At 65.2% G+C, this 22,771-nt stretch carries 18 protein-coding genes and 1 riboswitch; of the genes, 10 read left to right on the top strand and 8 right to left on the bottom strand.

From position 1 onward, the window contains the following. The first annotated feature begins 367 nt into the window (after positions 1–367). The 3 genes from ACREXZ_RS24990 to ACREXZ_RS24980 all read left to right on the top strand — a co-directional run bounded on the left by ACREXZ_RS24990 (position 368) and on the right by ACREXZ_RS24980 (position 3,108). Positions 368–1,723, top strand: coding sequence for an EAL and HDOD domain-containing protein (locus ACREXZ_RS24990; RefSeq protein ID WP_431766800.1), 1,356 nt, complete (start codon positions 368–370; stop codon positions 1,721–1,723). A 273-nt stretch (positions 1,724–1,996) separates the two neighbouring features. After that, entirely contained in the window at positions 1,997–2,560 is a 564-nt protein-coding gene (locus ACREXZ_RS24985; RefSeq protein WP_431766799.1) for a peroxiredoxin, read from the top strand. 80 nt (positions 2,561–2,640) lie between these two features. After that, the gene (locus tag ACREXZ_RS24980) at positions 2,641–3,108 is read left to right on the top strand and encodes a hypothetical protein (RefSeq protein WP_431766798.1); all 468 of its coding nucleotides are present in this window, start codon (positions 2,641–2,643) and stop codon (positions 3,106–3,108) included. A gap of 34 nt (positions 3,109–3,142) precedes the next feature. On the opposite strand, the gene ACREXZ_RS24975 is transcribed toward ACREXZ_RS24980, so the two are convergent. The 5 genes from ACREXZ_RS24975 to crcB all read right to left on the bottom strand — a co-directional run bounded on the left by ACREXZ_RS24975 (position 3,143) and on the right by crcB (position 13,189). Further along, positions 3,143–6,430, bottom strand: a complete 3,288-nt coding sequence (locus tag ACREXZ_RS24975) for an efflux RND transporter permease subunit (protein WP_431766797.1) — start codon at positions 6,428–6,430, stop codon at positions 3,143–3,145. A gap of 3 nt (positions 6,431–6,433) precedes the next feature. Further along, positions 6,434–9,568 (bottom strand): MdtB/MuxB family multidrug efflux RND transporter permease subunit, encoded by a 3,135-nt coding sequence (locus tag ACREXZ_RS24970; RefSeq protein WP_431766796.1) that lies wholly within the window; start codon positions 9,566–9,568, stop codon positions 6,434–6,436. Positions 9,569–9,588: 20 nt separating this feature from the next. Then, positions 9,589–11,031, bottom strand: a complete 1,443-nt coding sequence (locus ACREXZ_RS24965; protein WP_431766795.1) for an MdtA/MuxA family multidrug efflux RND transporter periplasmic adaptor subunit — start codon at positions 11,029–11,031, stop codon at positions 9,589–9,591. 423 nt (positions 11,032–11,454) lie between these two features. After that, complete coding sequence (locus ACREXZ_RS24960) at positions 11,455–12,291, bottom strand: IclR family transcriptional regulator (RefSeq protein WP_431766794.1); 837 nt, start codon at positions 12,289–12,291, stop codon at positions 11,455–11,457. Positions 12,292–12,808: 517 nt separating this feature from the next. Continuing rightward, positions 12,809–13,189: a fluoride efflux transporter CrcB gene (crcB, locus tag ACREXZ_RS24955; RefSeq protein ID WP_431766793.1), complete on the bottom strand. Its 381-nt coding sequence runs from the start codon at positions 13,187–13,189 to the stop codon at positions 12,809–12,811. Positions 13,190–13,261: 72 nt separating this feature from the next. Next, positions 13,262–13,323, bottom strand: a riboswitch (Fluoride riboswitch). 109 nt (positions 13,324–13,432) lie between these two features. Between crcB and ACREXZ_RS24950 the strand changes: the two genes are divergently transcribed. Together ACREXZ_RS24950 and ACREXZ_RS24945 are read left to right on the top strand one after the other, a co-directional pair. Then, positions 13,433–13,762 (top strand): DUF190 domain-containing protein, encoded by a 330-nt coding sequence (locus ACREXZ_RS24950; protein WP_431766792.1) that lies wholly within the window; start codon positions 13,433–13,435, stop codon positions 13,760–13,762. A gap of 184 nt (positions 13,763–13,946) precedes the next feature. Beyond that, on the top strand, positions 13,947–15,599 hold the full coding sequence (locus ACREXZ_RS24945; protein ID WP_431766791.1) for a sensor histidine kinase: 1,653 nt from the start codon (positions 13,947–13,949) through the stop codon (positions 15,597–15,599). Between the two features lie 79 nt (positions 15,600–15,678). Here ACREXZ_RS24945 and ACREXZ_RS24940 read toward each other — a convergent pair whose 3' ends face one another. After that, entirely contained in the window at positions 15,679–16,260 is a 582-nt protein-coding gene (locus tag ACREXZ_RS24940) for a DJ-1/PfpI family protein (protein WP_431766790.1), read from the bottom strand. Positions 16,261–16,406: 146 nt separating this feature from the next. Here ACREXZ_RS24940 and ACREXZ_RS24935 point away from each other — a divergent pair, with 146 nt between their 5' ends. From ACREXZ_RS24935 to ACREXZ_RS24925, 3 genes are all read left to right on the top strand, one after another. Beyond that, positions 16,407–16,862, top strand: a complete 456-nt coding sequence (locus ACREXZ_RS24935; protein ID WP_431766789.1) for a hypothetical protein — start codon at positions 16,407–16,409, stop codon at positions 16,860–16,862. A gap of 101 nt (positions 16,863–16,963) precedes the next feature. Next, entirely contained in the window at positions 16,964–17,422 is a 459-nt protein-coding gene (locus ACREXZ_RS24930; protein ID WP_431766788.1) for an Rrf2 family transcriptional regulator, read from the top strand. Positions 17,423–17,543: 121 nt separating this feature from the next. Next, positions 17,544–18,191 (top strand): NAD(P)-dependent oxidoreductase, encoded by a 648-nt coding sequence (locus ACREXZ_RS24925; RefSeq protein WP_431766787.1) that lies wholly within the window; start codon positions 17,544–17,546, stop codon positions 18,189–18,191. Between the two features lie 462 nt (positions 18,192–18,653). Here ACREXZ_RS24925 and ACREXZ_RS24920 read toward each other — a convergent pair whose 3' ends face one another. Next, positions 18,654–19,286, bottom strand: coding sequence for a cysteine dioxygenase (locus ACREXZ_RS24920; RefSeq protein WP_431766786.1), 633 nt, complete (start codon positions 19,284–19,286; stop codon positions 18,654–18,656). A 130-nt stretch (positions 19,287–19,416) separates the two neighbouring features. Here ACREXZ_RS24920 and ACREXZ_RS24915 point away from each other — a divergent pair, with 130 nt between their 5' ends. Both ACREXZ_RS24915 and ACREXZ_RS24910 read left to right on the top strand, forming a co-directional pair. Then, the gene (locus ACREXZ_RS24915; protein WP_431766785.1) at positions 19,417–19,899 is read left to right on the top strand and encodes an Lrp/AsnC family transcriptional regulator; all 483 of its coding nucleotides are present in this window, start codon (positions 19,417–19,419) and stop codon (positions 19,897–19,899) included. 150 nt (positions 19,900–20,049) lie between these two features. Next, positions 20,050–20,241, top strand: coding sequence for a hypothetical protein (locus ACREXZ_RS24910; RefSeq protein ID WP_431766784.1), 192 nt, complete (start codon positions 20,050–20,052; stop codon positions 20,239–20,241). Positions 20,242–20,276: 35 nt separating this feature from the next. Here the strand turns inward: ACREXZ_RS24910 and ACREXZ_RS24905 are convergent, their stop codons facing one another. Beyond that, positions 20,277–22,745 carry an FUSC family protein gene (locus tag ACREXZ_RS24905; protein ID WP_431766783.1) on the bottom strand — a complete coding sequence of 823 codons (2,469 nt, stop codon included), beginning with the start codon at positions 22,743–22,745 and terminating at the stop codon, positions 20,277–20,279. Between the last annotated feature and the right edge of the window lie 26 nt (positions 22,746–22,771).

Genomic DNA, 22,771 nt, shown 5'->3' with positions numbered 1-22,771 from the left:
CAGTGTGGAAAAATCTTTAACAATTTTCTGACGGTTTGATAGGGTGGGTGATGGGCGACGGGCCGGAGGTGGACGCGGGGTGATCGTTTGCGGCGATTGCGGCTCGCGCAGGGAAGGATTGGAAAGCACCTTGGCGCGCTGTGCGGTGCGTATGCCGAACGGCGCATACCCGCGATTCTCCCGGTACGCCGTCGCACGGGATTCGGTTAAAGTGGCGCGACCGGCTGGCTGCCTCCGATGCATTACGCGACGCGCCACGCCTGCACTGCGCTTCGTATGCCCAACGGATCCGTATGCATCGCGGATCCGCCGCACCGCGGCACCACGTTATCCCGACGCTGTTCCCAAACATTTGCTGCGGCGAGCCATGTCCGACTCTTCGAAAACCGGCGTCAGCAGTGACCGTGCCCGTCGGCCGGTGGCATCGCGTACGCCTGTCGACGACGCGCGGCCACCGACGCCCGCCGCGCTCGCGGCCGGCGTGCAGCAGTGCGTTTATCTCGGCCGGCAGCCGATCGTCGACCGGCATGGCGCGGTGAGCGCATACGAACTCCTGTTTCGCGCGGGGCCGCAGAATCGCGCGGACGTCAGCGACGACGCGCAGGCTACCGCGCAGGTGGTCGTGCGCACGATCGGCGGGATCGGCGTCGCGGCCGTGCTTGGCACGCGGCGCGGCTACGTGAACATCGGTCGGGAACTGCTGTTCGACGACATCGTGCATCTGATGTCGCCCGAGCGCTTCGTGCTCGAGATCCTCGAAACCGTGACCTTCGATGCGCGGCTGCTCGCACGCATCGCGGATCTGCGTCGCGCCGGCTTCGGCATCGCGCTCGACGATGTCTGCGCCTGGACCGACAACATCGCCGTTGCGCTGCCGCATGCGGACATCGTCAAGATCGATTTCCTGCAGACGCCGCGCGACGCCTTGCCCGAGCTCGTCGAGCGGATGCGCGGGGCTGGGCGGACGCTGATCGCGGAAAAGGTCGAGACGCGCGAAGACTTTGCGCTCGGTCACGCGCTCGGCTTCGATCTGTTCCAGGGTTATTTCTTCGCACGGCCGCAGATGCTCGCCGCGCCGCGCGCGCGGATATCGCGGCCCGCGCTGCTGCGGTTGCTCGCGCTGCTGGCTCGCGATGCCGATATCGCGGAACTCGAGGCCGAACTGAAGCTGAGTCCGCCGATCGTCGTGCAGTTGCTGCGGCTCGTGAACTCGAGCGCGTTTGGCCTCGCACGCGACATCGGTTCGCTCCGCGAGGCGGTGCTGGTCGCCGGCACGCGGCAGATCGCGCGCTGGGCGCAACTGCTGCTGTACGCGGGCGGCAGTGAGCTGCCGTGGCATTGCGATCCGCTGGTGCAACTGGCCGGTACACGCTCGCGCTTCATGGAACTGGTCGCGCGCGAACTGCGTCCGAACGACGAGGCCTTCGTCGATGCGGCGATCATGACCGCCATCTTCTCGCTCGTGCACGTGGTGCTCGGTGGGACGATCGAGCAGGCGCTCGGCCGGTTCGGGCTCGCGCAGCCGATCCGCGACGCGATCGTCGGGTATCGCGGACCGCTCGGCGCGGTGCTGCGCATCGCCGAAGCCGCCGATCACGGCGACGATGCGATGGCGCTCGCACATGACGACGCGCTGGCGGGTTTTGCACCGCTGACGTCCGATGCGCTCGCGGAGCTGAATCTCGCGGCAGCCGCGTGGTTCGATGCGCATGCGGCGGAATAGGCGAGCGGGCGGGTAAAGGCGGTTAGCCGTCACGCGAGCCGCGCGTCATGCGATTCGCCGTATGCAGTCCGACCTGACGCGGCTCAGCCTGGCACAACCCCTGGCGCCCCGACCCGGCGACGCCATCCCCGATGCATTCCACCCTGCGCACTCCGCCGTAACGTGCTCCAATATCGCCACGGACCGTTGACGGAACGTGAGCGGCCCGCTGCGGCGCACCGTGCGTGCGCGCGTGATCGACATGAATTCGACGTGAACTGGCGAGGTGACGACATGAAGCGAAAAGGGTGGCCGGCAGCGGCCGCGATTCTGGGCGGCGCGGCACTGTGCGTGTATTCGGTGCTCGCGTCGGCGACGCTCAAGCCGGGCGAGCAGGCGCCCGACTTCACGGCGCAGGCGTCGCTGGGCGGCAAGACGTTCACGTATGCGCTTGCCGATGCACTGAAGAAGGGGCCGGTCGTGCTGTACTTCTATCCGGCCGCGTTCACGAAGGGCTGCACGATCGAGGCGCACGACTTCGCCGAGGCCGTCGACGAGTACAAGCAGTATGGCGCGACGGTGATCGGCGTGTCGCACGACAACATCGATACGCTGACGAAGTTCTCCGTCAGCGAATGCCGCAGCAAATTCCCCGTCGCAGCCGATGCCGATTCGAAAGTGATCGATGCGTACGACGCCGGCCTGCCGATGCACGCGCCGATGGCCAATCGCGTGTCGTATGTGATCGCGCCGGACGGCAAGATTCTCTACGAGTACACGAGCCTGTCGCCCGACAAGCACGTCGAGAACACGCTGAACGCGGTCAAGGCGTGGGCTGCCACGCATAAGCAGCAGTAGTCGTTTTGAGGCGCGCAGGTCCGCAACCGGGCCGCGCGCCAGCTTGCGTATTTTTCCGATTTCCCCCGATGGTGCGTTGAATGCCGATTCTGATTTTATTGATCGTCGTGGTCGCGCTCGCCTATGGCGCGGTGTGGTCGTTCGAGCGGCTGGCCACGCTGTTCGGCACCGGCGTCGCGGTGGCGGTGGCAGTCGTCGTCGCGGCGCTGGTCATCGCTGCGCTCGCGTTCTGGTGGCGCCGGCGTCGCGAGGTCGCGGCGAACATCCGCGACGGCGACTGGACTCACGAGTTGAAGGGCGACTGGGGCGACGTGCGCCTCGCCGCCGACAAGCGGTTGTGCCGGCTGAAAGTGGACGGCGTCGAGGGCGAGTACATCTTCGCCGACCTCGAAGCTGCTGATGCACGACGCGATCCTCAGCGCGGCTGGCAGGTCGAGGTGCGCGTGAAGGACCCGAAGCGACCCGTATGGAACGTGCCGGCCGGGGACGGGCGGCGCGCGCGGCAGTGGGCGCGGATCTTTGCGCTGGCGATCCGTCAGTCGCTTTGACGCGCGCCTGACGCTCCGGTCCTGGCCAGCGCGTTCAAGCCGACTGCGCGCGTCGCGCGCCGCGGTTTTCCCACCGCACGCGAATCCGGTCCATGTACAGATAGACGACCGGTGTCGTGTACAGCGTCAGTACCTGGCTGACGATCAGCCCGCCGACGATCGAGATGCCCAGCGGCGCGCGCAGCTCGGCACCTTCGCCGCTGCCGAATGCAAGCGGCAGTGCACCGAGCAGTGCCGCGCAGGTCGTCATCATGATCGGCCGGAAGCGCAGCAGGCACGCCTGATGGATCGCATCGTACGACGACAGTCCGTGCCGCGACGCCTCGATCGCGAAGTCGACCATCATGATCGCGTTCTTCTTCACGATACCGATCAGCAGGATCACGCCGATCAGCGCGATGATGCTGAACTCGGTCTTGAATGCGAGTAGCGCAAGCAGCGCACCGACGCCGGCCGACGGCAAAGTCGACAGGATGGTCAGCGGGTGAATGTAGCTCTCGTACAGCACGCCGAGCACGATGTACACGGCCGCGAGCGCCGCGAGAATCAGGATCGGCTGGTCGGACATCGACTGCTGGAACGCCTGCGCGGTGCCCTGGAAGCTGCCGTGGATTGTCGGGGGCATGCCGATCTGCGCCATCGTGTCGTAGATCGCCTGGGTCGCATCGGACAATGATTTGCCGGGCGGCAGGTTGAACGAGATCGTCGACGCGACGAACTGGCTCTGGTGATTCACCGACAGCGGCGTGTTGCCCGGCCCGAAGCTCGCGATCGCCGACAACGGAATCATCGTTTCCTTCGATGTCGACACCGCCGAGCCCGACGACGCGCTCGACTTGCCGCTCGCCGCGATCGAGTTGATCGCCTGGTTGCGCGCGGAGTCGGCGGCGATGCTCGCGACGCTCGACGCGGTCGTGCCGCCGGTACCGCCCGTGGCAGCGGCCGCGTTCGTCACGGTGCCGGCCGCGGCATTGGTGGTCTGCGCGCCGCTCGCGCTGCCGCCCGACGTGCTGACCCACACCTGATTCAGTATGTCCGGGCTCTGCCAGTATTTCGGCGCGACTTCCATCACGACGTGGTACTGGTTCAGCGGGTTGTAGATCGTCGATACCTGGCGCTGGCCGAACGCGTCGTACAGGGTGTTGTCGATCTGCGCGGGCTTGATGTTGAGCCGCGCCGCGGTCGCGCGATCGATCGTCACCATCGCTTCGAGGCCGCCTTGCTGCTGGTCGGAATTCACGTCGGCGAGTTCGGGGCGGCTCTGCAGTGCCTCGGTGAGAAGCGGCCCCCACTTGTACAGATCGGCGGTGGTGTCGGACAGCAGCGTGAACTGGTACTGCGCATTCGACTGCCGGCCGCCGACGCGAATGTCCTGCACCGCCTGCAGGAACGTGCGCGCGCCAGCGACGTTCGACAGCGGCGCGCGCAGTTGCGCGATTATCTCGTCGGCGGACAGCTTGCGCTGGCTCTTCGGCTTCAGCACGACGAACATGAAGCCCGAGTTGGTCTGCCGGCCGCCGGTGAAACCGACCACGCTGTCGACCGCCGGATTCTTCTGCACGATCGCCATCATCTCGGAGAACTTGATCTTCATCGCCTGGAACGACGTGCTCTGGTCCGCCTGGATGCCGCCGATGAGCCGGCCCGTGTCCTGCTGCGGGAAGAAGCCCTTCGGCACGATCACGTACAGCACGACGTTCAGCACGATCGTCGCGATCAGCACAAAGAGAATCAGCAGCGGATGGCGCAGCGACCAGCCGAGCGTGCGCTCGTAGCCGCGTTGCATCTTCTCGAAACCGCGTTCGAGCCACTGACCGAAGCGGCCTTCTTGCTGCGCTTCGCGGGGTTCGCGCAGCAGGCGCGAGCACATCATCGGCGTGAGCGTCAGCGACACCATGAGCGACACGCCGATCGCGAGCGACAGCGTCAGCGCGAATTCGCGAAACAGCCGCCCGACGATGCCGCCCATCAGCAGGATCGGCAGGAACACCGCGACCAGCGACAGGCTGATCGACAGCACCGTGAAGCCGACTTCGCGCGCGCCGAGGAAGGCGGCCTTCATGCGCGGCACGCCATTCTCGATGTGCCGCGAGATGTTTTCGAGCACGACGATCGCATCGTCGACGACGAAGCCGGTCGCGATCGTCAGCGCCATCAGCGACAGGTTGTCGATCGAGAAGCCGAGCAGGTACATCGCGGCGAACGTGCCGATGATCGAGATCGGCACCGCGACGCTCGGGATCAGCGTCGCGCGCCAGTTACGCAGGAACAGGAACACGACCATCACGACCAGCGCGACCGCGATGATCAGCGTGCGCTCGGTGTCTTTCAGCGACGCGCGGATCGTCGTGGAGCGGTCGGCGGTGGGCCGCACCTCGACGTCCGCGGGCAGCGATGCCTGCAACTGCGGCAGCATCGCGATCACGCGGTCGATCGTCTCGATGATGTTCGCGCCGGGCTGGCGGTACAGGATCACGAGTACCGAACGCTTGCCGTTCGTCAGGCCCAGGTTGCGCAGATCCTCGACCGAATCGATCACTTCGGAGACATCCGACAGCTTCACCGCCGAGCCGTTGCGGTACGCGATCACGAGATCCTTGTACTGGATCGCCTTGCTCGCCTGGTCGTTGGTGTAGATCTGCACGCGGTTCGGTCCGAACTCGATCGACCCCTTCGGGCTGTTCGCGTTCGCGGCCGCGAGCGCGGCGCGCACGTCCTCGAGCCCGATGCCGTAGTGGAACAGCGCCTGCGGTTCCAGCTCGACGCGCACCGCCGGGCTCGACGAGCCGGCGACGTCCACCTCGCCGACGCCATCCACCTGCGACAGCGCCTGCTGCAGCACCGTGGCCGCCGAGTCGTACAGCTGACCCGCCGGCAATGTGTTCGACGTCAGCGCGAGAATCAGGATCGGCGCATCGGCGGGATTCACCTTGTGGTACGTCGGATTGCTGCGCAGGCTCGCGGGCAGATCGGCGCGCGCCGCATTGATGGCCGCCTGCACGTCGCGCGCGGCGCCGTCGATGTCGCGGTTCAGCCCGAACTGCAACGTGATGCGCGCGCTGCCGACCGAACTCGACGACGTCATTTCGGTGACGTCCGCGATCGACCCGAGATGCCGCTCGAGCGGACTCGCGACGCTGGTCGCGACGGTTTCCGGGCTCGCGCCCGGCAGGCTCGCCTGCACGGAGATGGTCGGGAAGTCGACCTGCGGCAGCGGCGCGACCGGCAGCTTGACGAACGCGAACATGCCGGCGAGCGCAACGCCGACCGCGAGCAGCGTCGTGGCGACCGGCCGCTGGATGAACGGACGCGACAGGTTCATCGATCAGTTCTCCGCGCCGGCGGCGGGCGGGGTTGGGCCACCTTCGGGCTCGTCGCGATGAAAGCGCTCGCGGACGCGGCGTGCGAGCGAATCGAAGCCGAGATAGATCACGGGCGTCGTGAACAGCGTCAGCAACTGACTCACGATCAGACCGCCGGCAATCGCGATACCGAGCGGATGACGCAGCTCGGAGCCCGCGCCGGTGCCGAGCATCAGCGGCAGCGCGCCGAGCAGGGCGGCCATCGTCGTCATCAGGATCGGCCGGAAGCGCAGCAGGCACGCCTGGTAGATCGCCTCGCGCGGCGGTTTGCCCTGTTCGCGTTCCGCCTCGAGCGCGAAGTCGATCATCATGATCGCGTTCTTCTTCACGATGCCGATCAGCAGCACGATGCCGATGATGCCGATGATGTCGAGGTCGTGCCCGGACACGAGCAGCGCGAGCAGCGCGCCGACGCCCGCGGACGGCAAGGTAGACAGGATCGTGATCGGATGGATGAAGCTCTCGTACAGCACGCCGAGCACGATGTACATCGTGACGATCGCCGCGAGGATCAGGAACAGTTCGTTCGACAGCGACGCCTGGAACGCGAGCGCCGCGCCCTGGAAGCGCGTCTGGAACGACGCGGGCAGGCCGACGTCCTTTTCAGCCTGCTGGATCGCCTTCACCGCCGCGCCGAGCGACGCACCCGGCGCGAGGTTGAACGACACCGTGGTGGCGGGAAACTGGCTCAGGTGCGTGACGAGCAGCGGCGCCGGCCGTTCGTGGAAGCTCGCGATCGACGACAGCGGCACCTGTCCGCCGCTCGACGTCGACGACGGCAGATAGATCGCGTTCAGCGAATCGGTGTAGTGCTGGATGTCCGGCTGCGCTTCGAGGATCACGCGGTACTGGTTCGACTGCGTGAAGATCGTCGAGATGATGCGCTGGCCGAACGCGTCGTACAGCGCGTTGTCGACGGTGGCGGGCGTGATGCCGTAGCGCGACGCGGTCGCGCGGTCGATCTCGATGTAGACCGACTGGCCGTTGCTCTGCAGATCGGTTGCGACGTCAGCGAGTTCGGGCGACGCCTCCAGACGCGTCATCAGCTTCGGCACCCACGTCGAGAACTCGTCGATGTTCGGCGACGTCAGCATGAACTGGTATTGCGTTGGGCTGACAGTGGAGTCGATCGTCAGATCCTGCACCGGCTGCATGTACAGCGACGCGCCCGGAATGTGCGCGACGTCGCGCTGCAGGTTGCGGATCACATCGCTCGCGGTGTTGCTACGGTCGTCGCGCGGCTTCAGGTTGATCAGCATGCGGCCGCTGTTCAGCGTGATGTTGCTGCCGTCGACGCCGATGAACGACGTCAGGCTCTCCACGTCCGGATTCTTCAGGATCTCGGCGGCAAGATCCTGCTGGCGCTGCGCCATCGACGCATACGACACCGACTGCGGCGCCTGCGTGATCGCCTGGATCACGCCGGTGTCCTGCACCGGGAAGAAGCCCTTCGGAATGAAGATGTACAGCACGGCGGTCAGCACGAGCGTGAACAGCGCGACGACGAGCGTCGAGCGCTGCCGGTCGAGCACCCATGTGAGCGCGACCGCGTAGCGGCCGATCACGTAGTCGATGAACGCGTGCGCCTTTGCCTCGAAGCGGTGGCTTTCTTTCGGCGGCGTGTGGCGAAGCAGCTTCGCGCACATCATCGGGACGAGCGTCAGCGACACGATCGCCGAGATCACGATCGTCACGGCGAGCGTGATCGCGAATTCATGGAACAGCCGCCCGACGACGTCGCCCATGAACAGCAGCGGAATCAGCACGGCGATCAGCGATACCGTCAGCGAGATGATCGTGAAGCCGATCTGCTTCGAACCCTTCAGCGCGGCTTCAAGCGGCGCCTCGCCTTCCTCGACGTAGCGCGCGATGTTCTCGATCATCACGATCGCATCGTCGACGACGAAGCCGGTCGCGATCGTCAACGCCATCAGCGACAGGTTGTCGAGCGAGAAGCCGCACAGATACATCACCGCGAGTGTGCCGATCAGCGACAGCGGCACCGACAGACTCGGAATGATCGTCGCGTAGACGTTCGCGAGGAACAGGTACATCACCAGCACGACGAGCACGACCGACATCAGCAGCTCGAACTGCACGTCGCGCACCGACGCGCGGATCGTCGTCGTGCGGTCGGTGACGATGCGCACGTCGAGCGCGGCCGGCAGCGACTGCTGCAGCTGCGGCAGCAGCGCCTTGATGTTGTCGACCACCTGGATCACGTTCGCGCCCGGCTGGCGCTGCACGTTCAGGATGATCGCCGGCGTGCTGTCGACCCACGCGCCGAGCTTCGTGTTCTCGGCGCCGGCGACGATCGTCGCGACGTCGGTCAGCATCACCGCGCGGCCGTTCTTGTACGCGATCACGGCCGATTTGTACGCGTCGGCATCGGTCAGCTGGTCGTTCGCGTTGATCGTGTACGCGCGCGTCGGGCCGTCGAAGTTGCCCTTCGGCGTGTTGACGTTGAGGTTCGAGATGGTCGTGCGCAGGTCGTCGAGATTCAGACCGTATGCGGCGAGCGCGCGCGGATTCGCCTGGATGCGCACAGCCGGCCGCTGGCCGCCCGACAGACTGACGAGCCCGACGCCCGCCACCTGCGAGATCTTCTGCGCGAGCCGCGTGTCCGCGAGATCCTGCACCTGCGTGAGCGGCATCGTCTTCGACGTGATCGCGAGCGTGATGATCGGCGCGTCGGCGGGATTGACCTTCGCGTAGATCGGCGGCGCGGGCAGGTCGGACGGCAGCAGGTTGCCGGCCGCGTTGATCGCGGCCTGCACTTCCTGCTCGGCGATGTCGAGCGGCAGATCGAGACTGAACTGCAGCGTGATGATCGACGAACCCGCCGAGCTTTGCGACGACATCTGGTTCAGCGACGGCATCTGGCCGAACTGCCGCTCGAGCGGCGCGGTGACCGACGACGTCATCACGTCCGGGCTCGCGCCCGGATAGAAGGTCTGCACCTGGATGGTCGGGTAGTCGACTTCGGGCAGCGCCGACAGCGGCAGAAAGCGCAGCGCGACGAGCCCGACCAGCATGATCGCCGCCATCAGCAGCGCGGTGCCGACGGGGCGCAGGATAAAGGCGCGGGATGGGTTCATGCGGTATTAGCCGTGCCCTTTCATTCGGAAGCTTGCGCCGCGGGGCGGCGATGGTGGCCATGGGCGGCGGAGGCACCCGCTGCCGCAGATGCCCCTGATGCGCCATGGGCGCCGTGGGCGCCCGATGCACCCGTAGGGCGGTCGGCCGGGATCGTGATCTTCGCGCCTTCCTTCAGCCGGTCCGAACCGTCGATCACGACGCGCTCGCCGACCTGCAGGCCGGACTGGATGCTGGTGCGCTCGCCATCGACGGGACCGATCTTCACCTGACGCACCGTCACTGTGTTGTCCGGTTTCACGACGTAGACGAACTGACCCATCGAGCCGTTCAGCACCGACGACGTCGGCACGATCACCGCGTTGCGCACGACGTCGACGAGCAGGCGAGTGTTGACGAACTGGTTCGGGAACAGCACGTTGCCGTCGTTTTTGAAACTGGCGCGTAGTTTCAGTGTGCCGGTGGTCGTGTCGATCTGGTTGTCGATCGTCTCCAGATAACCGCCTTCGAGCGACTGCGTGTTGCTGCGGTCGTACGCGGTCACCGACATCTTCGCGCCCGCGTTGAGCTGCTTCATGATCGCGGGCAGATTGTCTTCGGACGTCGTGAAGATCACGCTAATCGGCTGCAACTGCGTGATGACGACGATGCCGTTGGTGTCGCCCGGCGTCACGTAGTTGCCCGGATCGACCTGGCGCAGCCCGACGCGGCCCGACACCGGCGCGGTGATGCGCGCGTAGGTCAGGTCGAGCTTGAAGGTATCGATGTTCGCCTGGTCCGATTTGACCGTGCCTTCATATTGCTTGACGAGCGACGCCTGCGTGTCGACCTGCTGGCTCGCGATCGAGTCCTGCGCGAGCAGCGTCTGATAGCGCTTCAGATCGAGGCGGGCAGTCTGCAGCAGTGCCTGGTCGCGCGCGAGCGTGCCCTGTGCGTTGGCGAGCGAGATCTGGTACGGCCGCGGATCGATCTGCGCGAGCACGTCGCCCTGTTTGACCATCTGGCCTTCCTGGAACGCGACGGTCTGCAGCGTGCCGGTCAGCTGCGTGCGCACCGTGACGTTCGCGAGCGGCGTGACCGTGCCGAGCGCAGTCAGCACGACTGGCATCTCGCCTTGCGACGCGGTCGCGACGTGAACCGGCTGCGGCAGGTTCGCGAGCGAGCCGCCGCGGCCGCCACCGCCGCCGTGTCGGCCACCACGGGCGTTGCTTGCGCCGCCCGGCGCCGCTGCACCCGACGAACCGCCCCACGGATGCCAGCGAAAGAGCACGATGCCCGCGATCACGACGACGGCGACGATCAGCGCGATCGTGCGGCCGCGCTTGCTGCCGGGTTGCTTGCCATTCGGCGTGCCGGGGGTGCCTGGCTTACCTGATGCCGGGGGCGTGCCCGAAGGACCGGAAGCCGGACGACCCGGATCGGACTGAGGTGGCGTACTTTCTGGATGCTTTTGTTGTTCGTCCATCGGTTTTCGGTGACGTGAAGTGGAGCCGAAAGCGCTGCGTCGGCGGGACGTAGGGCGGCGGGCAGGCATGCTCGACTGCTGGCGCCGCGAGCCGGTTCAGCGCGATCCTACGCGAGGCATGAGACAAATGGTAAGGCCGGACAAACGACGACCTTCCGTCGCCACGACACCGTGCCATACCGGCGATGCGCCGTCGGATGGGGCTCGCGCCGCTGACAGCTTGCTGAAAACCACGATGCTACGTCGAGCGCTTTGTTACAGTCCAGCCGCGTATTTTTCGGTTGGTTACTGAGATTGCCTGGGGTTGCCCGAGGTTGCCCGGTCACGATTCGTTATGACGACACCGTGCCGCCGCATCGCGCGGCGGTACGGTGTCGTTTTGCGCGTCTCACCCGCGCGGCGTAAAAGCCGGGCGAGGTGTCGTCAGTCGTCGAGCCGGTGACCTGGACTGCCGCCGATCTCCTGCACGATCCGTTCGATGCAGTCGAGCAGCGCGGGCGCCGCACGGGAGATCAACCAGTCGCGCGGGCACTGATGCGCCGAGCCACCGCAATTCACCGCGTAGCGTTCGCCCGACGGACCGATGAAGCCGGCAGCGATTGCATTCAGCCCGTCGTACCACTCGCCGGTCGCGATCGCGAAGCCCTGGGTGAAGGTCTCCTGCAGCGCGCTTTGCAGACGATTACTGAGATAACCCCAGTCGTCGCCCGACGCGGCCTGCACACCGGTCAACAACTTCTCGCGTTCCATCTCGCTGAGCGCAGCGAGATACGCGCGTCCGACCGCCGTACGGCACAGATCCATCCGCGAGCCAATTTCGAGACGCGACACGAGGACAGCCGAACGCGGCCGGATCGCATCGATCACGACCATGTCGAGCCGGTCGCGCACCGCGAGGTGCACCGACAGCGAGGTCAGTTCGGCGAGTTCGATCAGGAAGGGACGAGAGCGGGCACGGATATCGAAATTCCGCAGAAAGCCGTTACTGAGTTCGAGCACCGACGAAGTCAGCACGAAGCGCTCGCTGTCCGGCAGGCGGAACAGAAAGCCCGCGCTGACGAGCGTGGCGGTGATGCGGGAGACGGTCGGTTTAGGAATACCGGTCTGCTCGGTGAGTTCGCGGTTGCTGAGCGGCGCGTCGGCGGCGGCAATACGCCGCAAAACTGTCAGGCCGCGAGCGAGCGCCGTAACCTCGTCACCGGAACCGTCCTTGTCTTTGACGGGGTCGGCGCGGCGGGAGGGCGTCGGAGGCTGGTTCATGTCGTTTTATGGAACTTTATTTCAATTTAACCACTCGGGACGCGTTTGCCGTTCTACGAAGCAGCCGCGGGCGGTCCCCGGACGTCGTGACGAGAGAGCCTTTATTTATGACGGTTTATTGTCCTGGCGATTCAAAGAAGTACTCTGGGAGTCACATCAGATTTTTCTTGACTTAGTCAGCTTAACCATAAAAAATGGAACCCTATTTCGAAAGCGGCGCTCGGAAGCCGTATCTTTTGCTGGATCGGAGCCGTCGCGCGGTTTCGAGGCCAGCTGTCACTTCTGGCAAGTACGTCTGCCGGCAGTTCCAACGCTTTCGGATCCCCTCTCTCAGGTTCTAGCACGGCCCTCGGAATGGCTAGAACTTTTTAAGGCGTCACGGTCACGTGGCGCCTTTTTTTTGCGCGTCGTTTCCCGACTTTTCTTGACGTTGAATGCTGTTGCCGCTGAAAGCGGTGTATTTGCACCGGGGTGCGGTCGATGCCGTCGGCGCGATCCGGCTTGCGTCGTCGATGCGTCAGCGTGTCGCGAAAGTGACCGTCGCGAAGCCGAGCAGTGTCATCGCGACCGACGCGCCCACGTGAATCCCGATTTCGCCCGCGGCCCATCCGAGCCGGCCTTCCTGCAGGTGCTGCACGATTTCGGCGGAGAAGGTCGAGAACGTCGAGAGACCGCCCATCAAGCCGGTGATCACGAAGAGCCGCCATTCGGGCGAGATATCGGGGTGGCGCGCGAAGAATGCAATCGCGACGCCGATGATGTAGCCGGCGGCGACGTTCGACGCGAGCGTGCCGAGCGGTAGCGTGGGAAACAATCCGTTGAGGCGAATACCGAGAGACCAGCGCAACAGCGAACCGAGCGCGCCGCCAATGCCGACGGCAAAAATAGATAGATACATGACAGGGCCTGAAAGCCGGGGGGTCGACAGGCCGGGCTGCAAAAGACACGCTGCCGCGTCCGCAGTGATCCGGGCCAGGCAGGCATCATCAGCCACAGGGGCGGTGAGCGGAGAATGCCATCTCCGGCGCGCAAGTCTATCATCGCCGAATACCGGCGAACACAGGCCGGCGACGGGAGCATGACGGCGCGGGCGTAAAGCGGTGACCTAAAATGAAATCGGAAGGGTTGCTGCGGAGGCAAGATGAACGGCTACCAGCTCACGTTCTATACAGAGCAGAACCGGCGTCACGGCCACCATACCGTGGTCGAATGGCTGCTCGCCGAGGCGAGCAGTGCGGACATTCACGGCGCGACGGTCGTCGCGGCCGCGGAAGGTGTCGGGCATGCGGGCGCACGCCACGCAGCGCGTTTCTTCGATCTGGCGGACCAGCCGGTGCAAGTCATTTTCGCGGTCACCGAGGCCGAGTCCGAACGGCTTTTCGACGCGATCCAGCGTGCCGGCATCCGGCTCTTCTATACCCGTTGCCCGGTCGAATTCGGCACGCTCGGCGAGCCGTCCGCTTCCGCGTGACCGTGGCGTACAGCCCGTCGTGTCGCACCGGTAGCCTGTGGGGTGGCGCGCGGATTATGCAGCGCGCACGCGCCGCACCTCGTATCGTCGCGGCCCGCCCCGACGCCTTTGTCATCCGGCGTAAACGTCGACATAATGTGCCGTCCCCGTGCGCCGCACGTCGGGACCCACCTCTTTCCCGCGCATGAGACTGACGACCAAAGGGCTGTTGCTGATCGCGATTCCCGCCGTGTTCGAACTGGCGTTGCTGTCCGGGCTCGTAAAGGCGCAGGCCGACGCGGAAGAGGCCGAGCGCTGGGCGGCGCACAGCCAGGAAGTGCTGCGGCAGACCACGTCGATTCTCGAGCCGGTGCTGCTCGAATCGCTGCGGCTGCGCGGCGCCGTGATCGGCGGCGATGCAAACGTGTCGACGCCGATCGTGCTGTGGATGGACATCGATCGCCGCATCGACCGGCTCGCCGAACTCGTCGCCGACAATCCGTCGCAGGTCGAGCGGGCGGGGCAGATTCGCCAGGCCGTGCAGGCATACCGTCAATGGTCGGACCGCGTCCAGGATCTGATGCACTCGGGCCGGCGCCACGACGTCCTCGCGCGTTTTGGCGAGCAGGCGACCACCGACGTGCTCGACCGTTTCCGTGCGCAGGTCGCCGCGTTCCAGGCGGAGGAGCGGCGTCTCGACTCGGTGCGCGCGGTCGAGGCTGAAGCCGCGCATGCCCAGCAGCAGACGTTGATCGTGATCGCGGTGATCGGCTCGATCCTGTTCGTCGCACTCGCGATCTGGCTGTTCACGCGCGGCGTGAGCGGACGACTCACGTTGCTGTCGGCGAATGCGGGGCGTCTCGCAGGCAGCGAACCACTCGCGCCGGCATCGCCAGGCAGCGACGAAATCTCCAATCTCGACCTCACACTGCACGACACGAGCCGCCGTCTGCTCGAGGCGGAGCGGTTGCAGGCGCGCTTCCAGTCCGACCTCGCGCGCCGCGCCGACGAACTCGCGCGGATCAACGAAACGCTGCGCCAGCAGACGCAGGAAAACGAGATGTTCATCTACAGCGTGTCGCACGATCTGCGTGCGCCGCTCGTCAATCTGCAGGGTTTCTCGAAAGAGCTGATTCACGCGTGCGACGATCTGCGCGACGCGATCCGGCAATCGTCGTTGACTTCGTCCGACCGGCAACGCCTCGAACGGCTGATCGACGACGATATCGGCGAGGCGCTGCATTATCTGCAGACCGCAGTGCTGCGCGCGTCGCACATCATCGATGCGCTGCTGCGGTTGTCGCGCGTCGGCCGCGTCGAGTACCGGCAGCAGCAGGTGCAACTGGGCGATCTCGTGCAGCGTGTGGTCGACGCGATGCAGGCGTCGATCAAGGCGCGCCGCGCGAACGTGGTGGTGCACGATTTGCCGCCGGTCTGGGGCGATCCAACCGCGCTCGAGCAGGTGTTCGCGAATCTGATCGGAAACGCGATCAACTATCTGGATCCGGCACGCGAAGGGCTCGTCGAGATCGGCACGACGCCCGCGCCGCCCGGCGTGCAGTCGCTGCGTATTTTCTATGTGAAGGACAACGGGCTCGGCATTCCGGAGATCGCGTTGCCGCGGCTCTTCAATGCGTTCCAGCGGCTACATTCGAATGTAGCGACCGGCGAGGGCATCGGGCTTGCGCTGGTGCGTCGCGTGGTCGAGCGGCACGGCGGACGCGTGTGGGCGGAATCGTCCGAGGGTTTCGGCACGACGTTCTATCTGTCGTTGCCGGAAGCGGCGGTGCGACAGGCCCGCGAGGCCGCCGCACTCACCTATGCGGACGAACCGGAACTGCGCTTCAGCGTCCGCTGATTGCTCCGTTGCCTGCTCATTAAGCGGTACGGGCATCACGCCCGGCGTGGGTCGCCCGCAACCGCCTCAATCATCTCGTTTATAACTCGATACGCGTGCCCAGCGCGACGAGGAACTGTCGCAGCCATTCCGGATGCGCGGGCCACGCGGGCGCGGTAATGAAGTGCGCATCGGTGATCGCCGCGTCGACCGGAATGTCCGCATAGTCGCCGCCCGCGAGCTTCACTTCCGGCGCGCACGCGGGATACGCGGAGATGCGTCGCCCGCGGATCACGTCGGCGGCGGCGAGCAGTTGAGCCGCGTGGCAGATCGCCGCGATCGGTTTGCGCTGTTCGTTGAACAGCTTCACGATGTCGAGCACTTTCTGGTTGAGCCGCAGATACTCCGGCGCGCGACCGCCGGCGATCGCGAGCGCGTCGTACTGGGTCGGGTCGATCTCGTCGAACGATGCATTGAGCGCGAATTGATGGCCCGGCTTCTCGGTGTAGGTCTGATCGCCCTCGAAGTCGTGGATCGCGGTCTTGATGCGTTCGCCCGCGTGCTTGCCCGGACAGACCGCGTCGACCACGTGGCCTACCGCCTGCAGTGCCTGGAAGGGCACCATCGTTTCGTAATCCTCGGCGAAATCGCCAGTGAGGAACAGAATCTTCTTCGCTGCCATTGCATGCCTCCTGTCGGAGAGAAAAGACGCGGAACGTCCGGGCAGTCTACTCCAGCGAGTTTGACAGTACAGCGACGGCGTATCATGGCCACGTTTTCCGCGATTTTCCCAATGACGCACGCTGCTTCGCGCAGCGCTCTCACGCCATGATCCCGAACTCCACCTACCGCCGTTCCCCGTTCCGTATTGCCGTCGCCACCGCGACGCTGCTCGTGCTGCTGACCGCCTGCGAGAAAAACGATGCATCGGCCGGCCAGGCGAAGCTCAACGACGTCGCGCAGCAGGCCGGCCAGAAACTCGATCAGGCGGCGAGCTATGTCGGCCAGCAGGTCGACAACGCGAGCACGGCGACGCAACAAAGTCTCGACTCGGCATCGAAGCCGTCGATCAACATCGATCCGTCGGCGCTCGCGTCGAGCGCGCACGCCAATCTGCAGGGCGCAGCCAGCGCGACGCAGGCCGCGCTTGGCCACGCGGCCGCGATGACCGGCACAGGGCTCGAAAGCGCGGGGCGCAAGCTGCAGGAGTGGTCGAGCCAGAATGCGGCTTCATCGGCTGCACCATCGGATGCGAGCGACGCGCAGAAGCAGATGGACAAATAGATGGGCGAGGAGATGGAAAATAAGCTCGTCGGGCAACAGGGTTTGACAGCCCGGATAAGTGTAATTACTATGGTTACACATTGTGGTTGGACGGGTTCGCTGTGAATACGAGTAGCCGCCTTGCGTTTGCGGTTCACGTGCTGGCACTGCTGTCGCTGCAGGACGGTGTGCCGCTGTCTTCCGAGATGATCGCGGGTAGCGTGAATACGAACCCGGTGCTGATTCGCCGTCTGCTGGCGATGCTCGCCGGCGCGGGGCTCACCACGTCGCAACTGGGTGCCGGCGGCGGTGCATTGCTGGTGCGCGCGCCGGAAGACATTTCGCTGCTCGACGTGTACCGGGCGGTGGACGATGCGCAGCTGTTCGCGTTGCATCGTGAGACGCCGAATCCTGCTTGCATGGTGGGACGGCATATCCAGAGCGTGCTGACCGGCATCGTCGACGATGCACAGCGGGCGATGGAAGCGTCGCTTGCCTCCCGCACGCTCGCGGACGCAACCGCTGACGTGGTGCGTGCGGAACGCTTGCGCGAACGCAGGAAGCGACGGGCGGGCGGATAGCCGCGCTGCGTGGATCGATACCAGCCACCGTAACGGGGTAGTCAAATCGACGCCCCGATTTTTTTCACTGAATATGTAATCGATGTAGTTACATTTAACCGACTTCAAAGGAGTCTTGACGATGAGCCAATCCCTGAAAATCGCACTGTTCGGTGCCACCGGCATGATCGGTTCGCAGATCGCCGCCGAAGCCGCGCGCCGCGGCCACCAGGTCACCGCGTTCGTGCGCGATCCGGCACGCGTGCCGACGGATGTCGCGAACCTGCGCGCCGTGAAGCTCGATCTGCTCGACGCGCCGGCCGTGGCCGCTGCGCTGCATGGTTTCGATGCGGTCGCGAGTGCCTATTCGACGCCGCGTGGCGATGTCACGCCGCTCCCGGCAGCGACCCGTTCGCTCATCGAAGGCGCGCGTGCCGCGGGCATCAAACGGCTGGCGGTGGTAGGCGGCGCGGGTTCGCTGGAAGTTGCGCCGGGCAAGCAACTGGTCGATACCGAAGGGTTCCCCGACGCCTACAAGCCGGTGGCGCTTGCCCATCGCGATACGCTCACGTCTTATCGCGCCGCAAACGATCTCGACTGGACGTTCTTTTCGCCGGCCGCGGAAATCGCGCCGGGCGAACGCACTGGCAAGTTCCGCACGGGCGCCGGCTCGCTGATCGTCGATGCGAACGGCAACAGCCGGATTTCGACGCAGGATTATGCGATCGCGTTCGTCGATGAACTGGAGCAGGGACGTTTCATTCACCAGCTCGCGACAGTCGCTTACTGACGCTGGCGAGAGAATCGAGGCGACCCAGGCAGTCCACGGCCGGCGGGGCGCTCAGCCTCGCCGGCCGCGTTTACAGCATTCGCGCGGCAGACAAGTGTCCTAACATTCGGTTACGCATCGACACGTGTCCCGCAGTCGGCAGCGGCTACACTGGTGTATCCAGTTTTGCCTTGTGCCGCCATGAAGTCACTTTCGCAGCGGCGCGAATCGGATGCTACGCGTCCCATCGACGCGGCACCGGTCGCGCACGCCGCTCTTCGTTTCGCGTTTCCCTTTCTGTGCAGCCGCGTTCGCGGCACTTTCCGCATCCCTGGCGTTCTGCTCGCTCCGGTTATTCCGGCTGCCTGGCGTACGCGTGGCGCATCGTTTGTCGTCCGGCCGGCAATGCTCGCAGGCAGGCGTTAAAAAATGTCGCGCGTCGTACGTATCTTGGTGGTCAGTGAGCGGCTCGTCGGACGGCCGTCAGGCCGATTCGGTTTGCGTCGTGCCGCGCATGGCAACGGACGCACCCGCGATGCGCACGATGTCGTTGACGTGCGTCGCGATCCGCGTGCCGCACACGCCGTACAGATGCAGCGACACGGCGGGCGCTGCGTTGACGTCGGTATCGACGTTGGCCGGATTGCCGAGTCGATGAATACCGGTATGACCGGCGCGGGTGAACGACACGGCGCCTGCGGACCGCAACCGGGTGCGCGTCTCGATTGCGCGGTGCGCGTCGGCATCCCATGCGTAGACCGTTTCGGCCAGCGTGCCTGCGACGACCGCATAGCCGCACCACGTGTGATGCGTGTGGACGGGGCTCGCCTGTCCTGGCTGCCAGACGAGCGCCGCGAGCGCATAGCGCCCGTGCGGATCGGCGGCGAGCAAATGGCGGCAGTAGCTGTCCGCATGGCCTTCGCGATGCGCGGGCGACAGCAATGCCGGGTCGGCGGCTGCTTCCGCGAGCGCCGCGCGGACGATGCTTGCGAAGGCTGCGCGGGACGCCGGGTCGGCGGCTGCGTCGCAGTCGTCGAAAGCAGCGTCGAGCGCGCGGCACAGGCGCGCGACGGCAGGCGCGGGAGCAGACGTAGAGGGGGGCGTAATGTGATTCATGGAGACTTCCGCGATATATTTGTTCAGGCCTCGGACACTGACATTTATACCGGCTTGCCCAGAGAAAGAGTTTTCATATAATTCCGAAAATAACTCGATAAGTAGAATAATTTTCTATATTGGTGCAATCATGGGAATGGATATCATCGACCGCAAGCTGCTGGAAATGCTTCAGGAAGACGCAACGACGCCGGTCGCCGAACTGGCCCAACGCGTGAATCTGTCGCAGACGCCATGCTGGAAACGGGTGCAGCGTTTGAAGGAAATGGGGGTGATCCGGGCGCAGGTCGCATTGTGCGATCCGCGCAAACTCGGTGTCGGGACGACGGTGTTCGTCGCGGTGCGGACGAACCAGCATACGGAGGAGTGGGCGCGCACGTTCACGCAGGCGGTGCAGGACATTCCCGAGGTGGTCGAGGTGTACCGGATGAGCGGCGAAACGGACTATCTGCTGCGGGTCGTGGTGTCCGATATCGATGACTACGATCGCGTGTACAAGCTGCTGATCCGCGCAGTGCCGCTTTACGACGTGAGCTCCAGCTTCGCGATGGAACAGATCAAATATTCGACCGCGCTGCCGGTGCGGCCGCTCGCGGTTGCCGGCGCACGTTGATGTAGAGATTCAGCGCTACTTGCGCGCGCCATCCACGTGCCTGCGACGTGGTGGCGCACCCCTGCGCACTGCAAGGCGGGCGCAAGGTGCGGCGGCGTAGAATGCCGGCTCCGTCATTGCCCCGCGTCCCACGCGAGCCGAGCCTCTCTCATGAACGAACCGCGCAAGAAGAATCCCACCACCAACATCGCCATTCTCATCGTGGTCGCGGTGCTGCTGGTGATCGCGACGCTGTTCTACAACGCGATTACCGGGAAGCGTGAATTCGATCGCGAGAATCCGCCGCCGGCGGCATCGACCGCTGCTGCCACAACTGCCTCGGCTGGCGGCGCGTCGCAATAACGCCGATCTGTCCGGGGATGCGCAGACGTGCGGCGTTATCCCGCGGCCGGCAGCCGGATCAAGCTCGCGTCCTTGCGGATCTGCGACGACGCGGCAAGCATTTGCTTGCACTGATGCGCGAGCAGTTTCAGTTCGTGCACCGCGTCGGCGGACCAGGTCGACGACTTCTCCGCTTCCACCACCATCGTATCGAGATCGCGGGCCATCAGCCGAGCCGCGTCGCTTTGCTCCGCGGGTAGCGCGGTGCCCGCTTCCGCGGCGCTCAGATGGTCGCGCACCAGTGTGAGCGCACGTTGCAGCGATTGCAGCGATACGTCGTCCTGGTGTTGCGCCGACGTGCGTAGCAGCGGTGCCGCCGCGGTGATTTGCGATGCGAGCACGTGGCTGCGTACCAGCAGATCGTTGAGTTCGGGGACGAACTTCTGCGCGGCCTTCGGTTCGAGCATCATCCGCTGAAACGCCTGCCCCAGGTTCGCGAACGCGACGTGCACGTTCTTGCGCGCGAGCCGGTAACGATAGTCGCGGTCTAGCGCGCTGGCTGCGGCCGCGGCGGCCGGTGTGGTTGCCGGTTTCGATGCGGGAGAGGGGGTCGCGGGGGCGGCCGGGGTTGCCGTCGAAACGACCGGCGCAACGATAGTCGCGACGGCATCTGCCGGATCGTCGGCTGCGGCATTGCCGTGTGCTACCAATGCAGCAGCCGGCTTCACGAACGCATCGGCATCCGCAACGGCCGCTGCCGGCGCACGTGCACCGCCCTCGGTGACGGCGGCCGCGGCGACCGTCGCCGGCTTGCTGCTCCACCACCAGGTGGCTTCGAGAAACTGCCGCATCGCCGCGATCATGTCGTTGACCAGCTTGCCCATCAGCCGGTATTCCCAGTACGGGAACAGGTGGCTCGCGGCGATCGCGATCGCGCAACCGACGACGGTGTCGATCGCCCGTTCGCCGATGATGCGCATGCCGCCCGGCGCGAGCAGATGGAACATCAGCAGCACGTACGACGACGTGAACACGACGCTCGCCGTGTAATTGAACAGCAGCAGGCTGTAGCTCATCACCATCGACGCGAACATCACCACCAGCAGCACGTGCGGTTCCTTGACGAACAGCATCAGCACGATGCTCGCGCTACAGCCGATCAGCGTACCGACGATCCGCTGGCTGTTGCGCTGCCTGGTCAGCGAGTAGCCCGGCTTCAGGATGATGACGGTGGTCATCACGATCCAGTACGCGTTAGTGAGCGGCAGCAGCCGTCCGAGCCAGAAGCCGACCGCGACCGCGATCGTCACGCGCAGTGCATGCCGGAAGCTCGGCGACGCCATCGTCAGGTTCGAGAAGATCTGCCGGAACGGCACGCGCCGGCTCGACACGAAACGCGACAGCGCCTGGTCGAGCCGCAGTTCGGTTTCGGTCGTGGCGGCGTCGGTGGACAGACTCTTGCGCATCCGGTCGATCAGCCGTGTCGCGCTCCAGATCCGGCGGAACGTCGCCGACACCGCCTGGTACGCCTCCGGGTTCTTCGCCGGCAGATCCTGCTTGCGCAGTACCTCGATCTCGAACTCGATCGCGCGCAGCTCGGCCTTCACGTTGACGCGCGCACGGGGCGGCTGGTTCTGCAGTACCGCGAGGCCCATGTCCTCGAGATCGGCCGCGGCCTTGCGGACGAGGTCGCGATAGAACACCAGCAGATCGGAGCCGCCGAACGTATTGCGCACGAGCGGGTAGTCGGTCTGCGCGCCGACGAACAGCTCGTGCAGGTCGACCGTGTTGATGAACAGATTGAAGAGCATCGCGCGGCGCGGATCGAGCTGGCGGCTTTTCAGTTTCGGCAGGCCGCGCAGCACGATGTCGCGGGCTGCGTCCTGGCGCTCGACCGCGGCGATCTGTTTCGCGACGAGATTGCGATAGCACTCGTCGAGATCGTTATCGAGATCGTAGAAGTCCGCGCGCGCGAGCAGGTAGTCCGCGCACGCGAACACGCTCTCCGCTAATGCCTGCTGCTCGATGCGGTGCGCCATCCAGCGCGTGACGAAGGTCGACCAGTACGTGTACCAGAGCCCGCCCACCAGAATCCAGGCGGCGTTGACGAGCGCCTGCATCGGCGTGAAGCTGTCCTCGAGCGTCATCACCATCATGAACAGCGTCGCGAAGCTGATCTGCGGCCAGCGGTTGCCGTACACGACGATCAGCGACAGCACGAAGGTCAGCGGCACCACGGTGCACCACAGCGCAACCGAATTCACGGTGGCGAGCCCCGTGGCGAGCGCGGACAGGAAGCCGATCACGCTGCACGCGAGCATCTCGTTGTGCTTGTACTTCAGTGGGCCGGGCATGTCGACGACGCACGCGCCGAGCGCACCGGTCGCGATCGTGAAGCCGAGGTCGCGGTTATGAAAAACGATCAGGCAGAGGACGGCCGGCAACGACACGCCGACTGCGATGCGTAAGCCACCGTAAAAATACTGGCTGTAAAGAAACTTCTTGATTTCGATCGAATAGCGCATCGACTGCCGGATGTTCCTGCGAATGT

The organism is Paraburkholderia sp. (assembly GCF_050742655.1).
Lineage (GTDB): Bacteria > Pseudomonadota > Gammaproteobacteria > Burkholderiales > Burkholderiaceae > Paraburkholderia.
Note: the sequence above shows the minus strand (reverse complement) of the source record. Positions and strands in the feature narration are given on the sequence as shown.

Excerpts from the sequence above, each read along its gene's own strand:
- ACREXZ_RS24965 (WP_431766795.1), bottom strand. The coding sequence starts at position 11,031 with ATGGACGAACAACAAAAGCATCCAGAAAGTACGCCACCTCAGTCCGAT.
- ACREXZ_RS24905 (WP_431766783.1), bottom strand. The coding sequence starts at position 22,745 with ATGCGCTATTCGATCGAAATCAAGAAGTTTCTTTACAGCCAGTATTTT.
- ACREXZ_RS24920 (WP_431766786.1), bottom strand. The coding sequence starts at position 19,286 with ATGAATCACATTACGCCCCCCTCTACGTCTGCTCCCGCGCCTGCCGTC.
- ACREXZ_RS24925 (WP_431766787.1), top strand. The coding sequence starts at position 17,544 with ATGAGCCAATCCCTGAAAATCGCACTGTTCGGTGCCACCGGCATGATC.
- crcB (WP_431766793.1), bottom strand. The coding sequence starts at position 13,189 with ATGTATCTATCTATTTTTGCCGTCGGCATTGGCGGCGCGCTCGGTTCG.
- ACREXZ_RS24910 (WP_431766784.1), top strand. The coding sequence starts at position 20,050 with ATGAACGAACCGCGCAAGAAGAATCCCACCACCAACATCGCCATTCTC.
- ACREXZ_RS24985 (WP_431766799.1), top strand. The coding sequence starts at position 1,997 with ATGAAGCGAAAAGGGTGGCCGGCAGCGGCCGCGATTCTGGGCGGCGCG.
- ACREXZ_RS24970 (WP_431766796.1), bottom strand. The coding sequence starts at position 9,568 with ATGAACCCATCCCGCGCCTTTATCCTGCGCCCCGTCGGCACCGCGCTG.
- ACREXZ_RS24935 (WP_431766789.1), top strand. The coding sequence starts at position 16,407 with ATGATCCCGAACTCCACCTACCGCCGTTCCCCGTTCCGTATTGCCGTC.
- ACREXZ_RS24990 (WP_431766800.1), top strand. The coding sequence starts at position 368 with ATGTCCGACTCTTCGAAAACCGGCGTCAGCAGTGACCGTGCCCGTCGG.
- ACREXZ_RS24945 (WP_431766791.1), top strand. The coding sequence starts at position 13,947 with ATGAGACTGACGACCAAAGGGCTGTTGCTGATCGCGATTCCCGCCGTG.
- ACREXZ_RS24980 (WP_431766798.1), top strand. The coding sequence starts at position 2,641 with ATGCCGATTCTGATTTTATTGATCGTCGTGGTCGCGCTCGCCTATGGC.
- ACREXZ_RS24950 (WP_431766792.1), top strand. The coding sequence starts at position 13,433 with ATGAACGGCTACCAGCTCACGTTCTATACAGAGCAGAACCGGCGTCAC.
- ACREXZ_RS24960 (WP_431766794.1), bottom strand. The coding sequence starts at position 12,291 with ATGAACCAGCCTCCGACGCCCTCCCGCCGCGCCGACCCCGTCAAAGAC.
- ACREXZ_RS24975 (WP_431766797.1), bottom strand. The coding sequence starts at position 6,430 with ATGAACCTGTCGCGTCCGTTCATCCAGCGGCCGGTCGCCACGACGCTG.
- ACREXZ_RS24915 (WP_431766785.1), top strand. The coding sequence starts at position 19,417 with ATGGGAATGGATATCATCGACCGCAAGCTGCTGGAAATGCTTCAGGAA.
- ACREXZ_RS24940 (WP_431766790.1), bottom strand. The coding sequence starts at position 16,260 with ATGGCAGCGAAGAAGATTCTGTTCCTCACTGGCGATTTCGCCGAGGAT.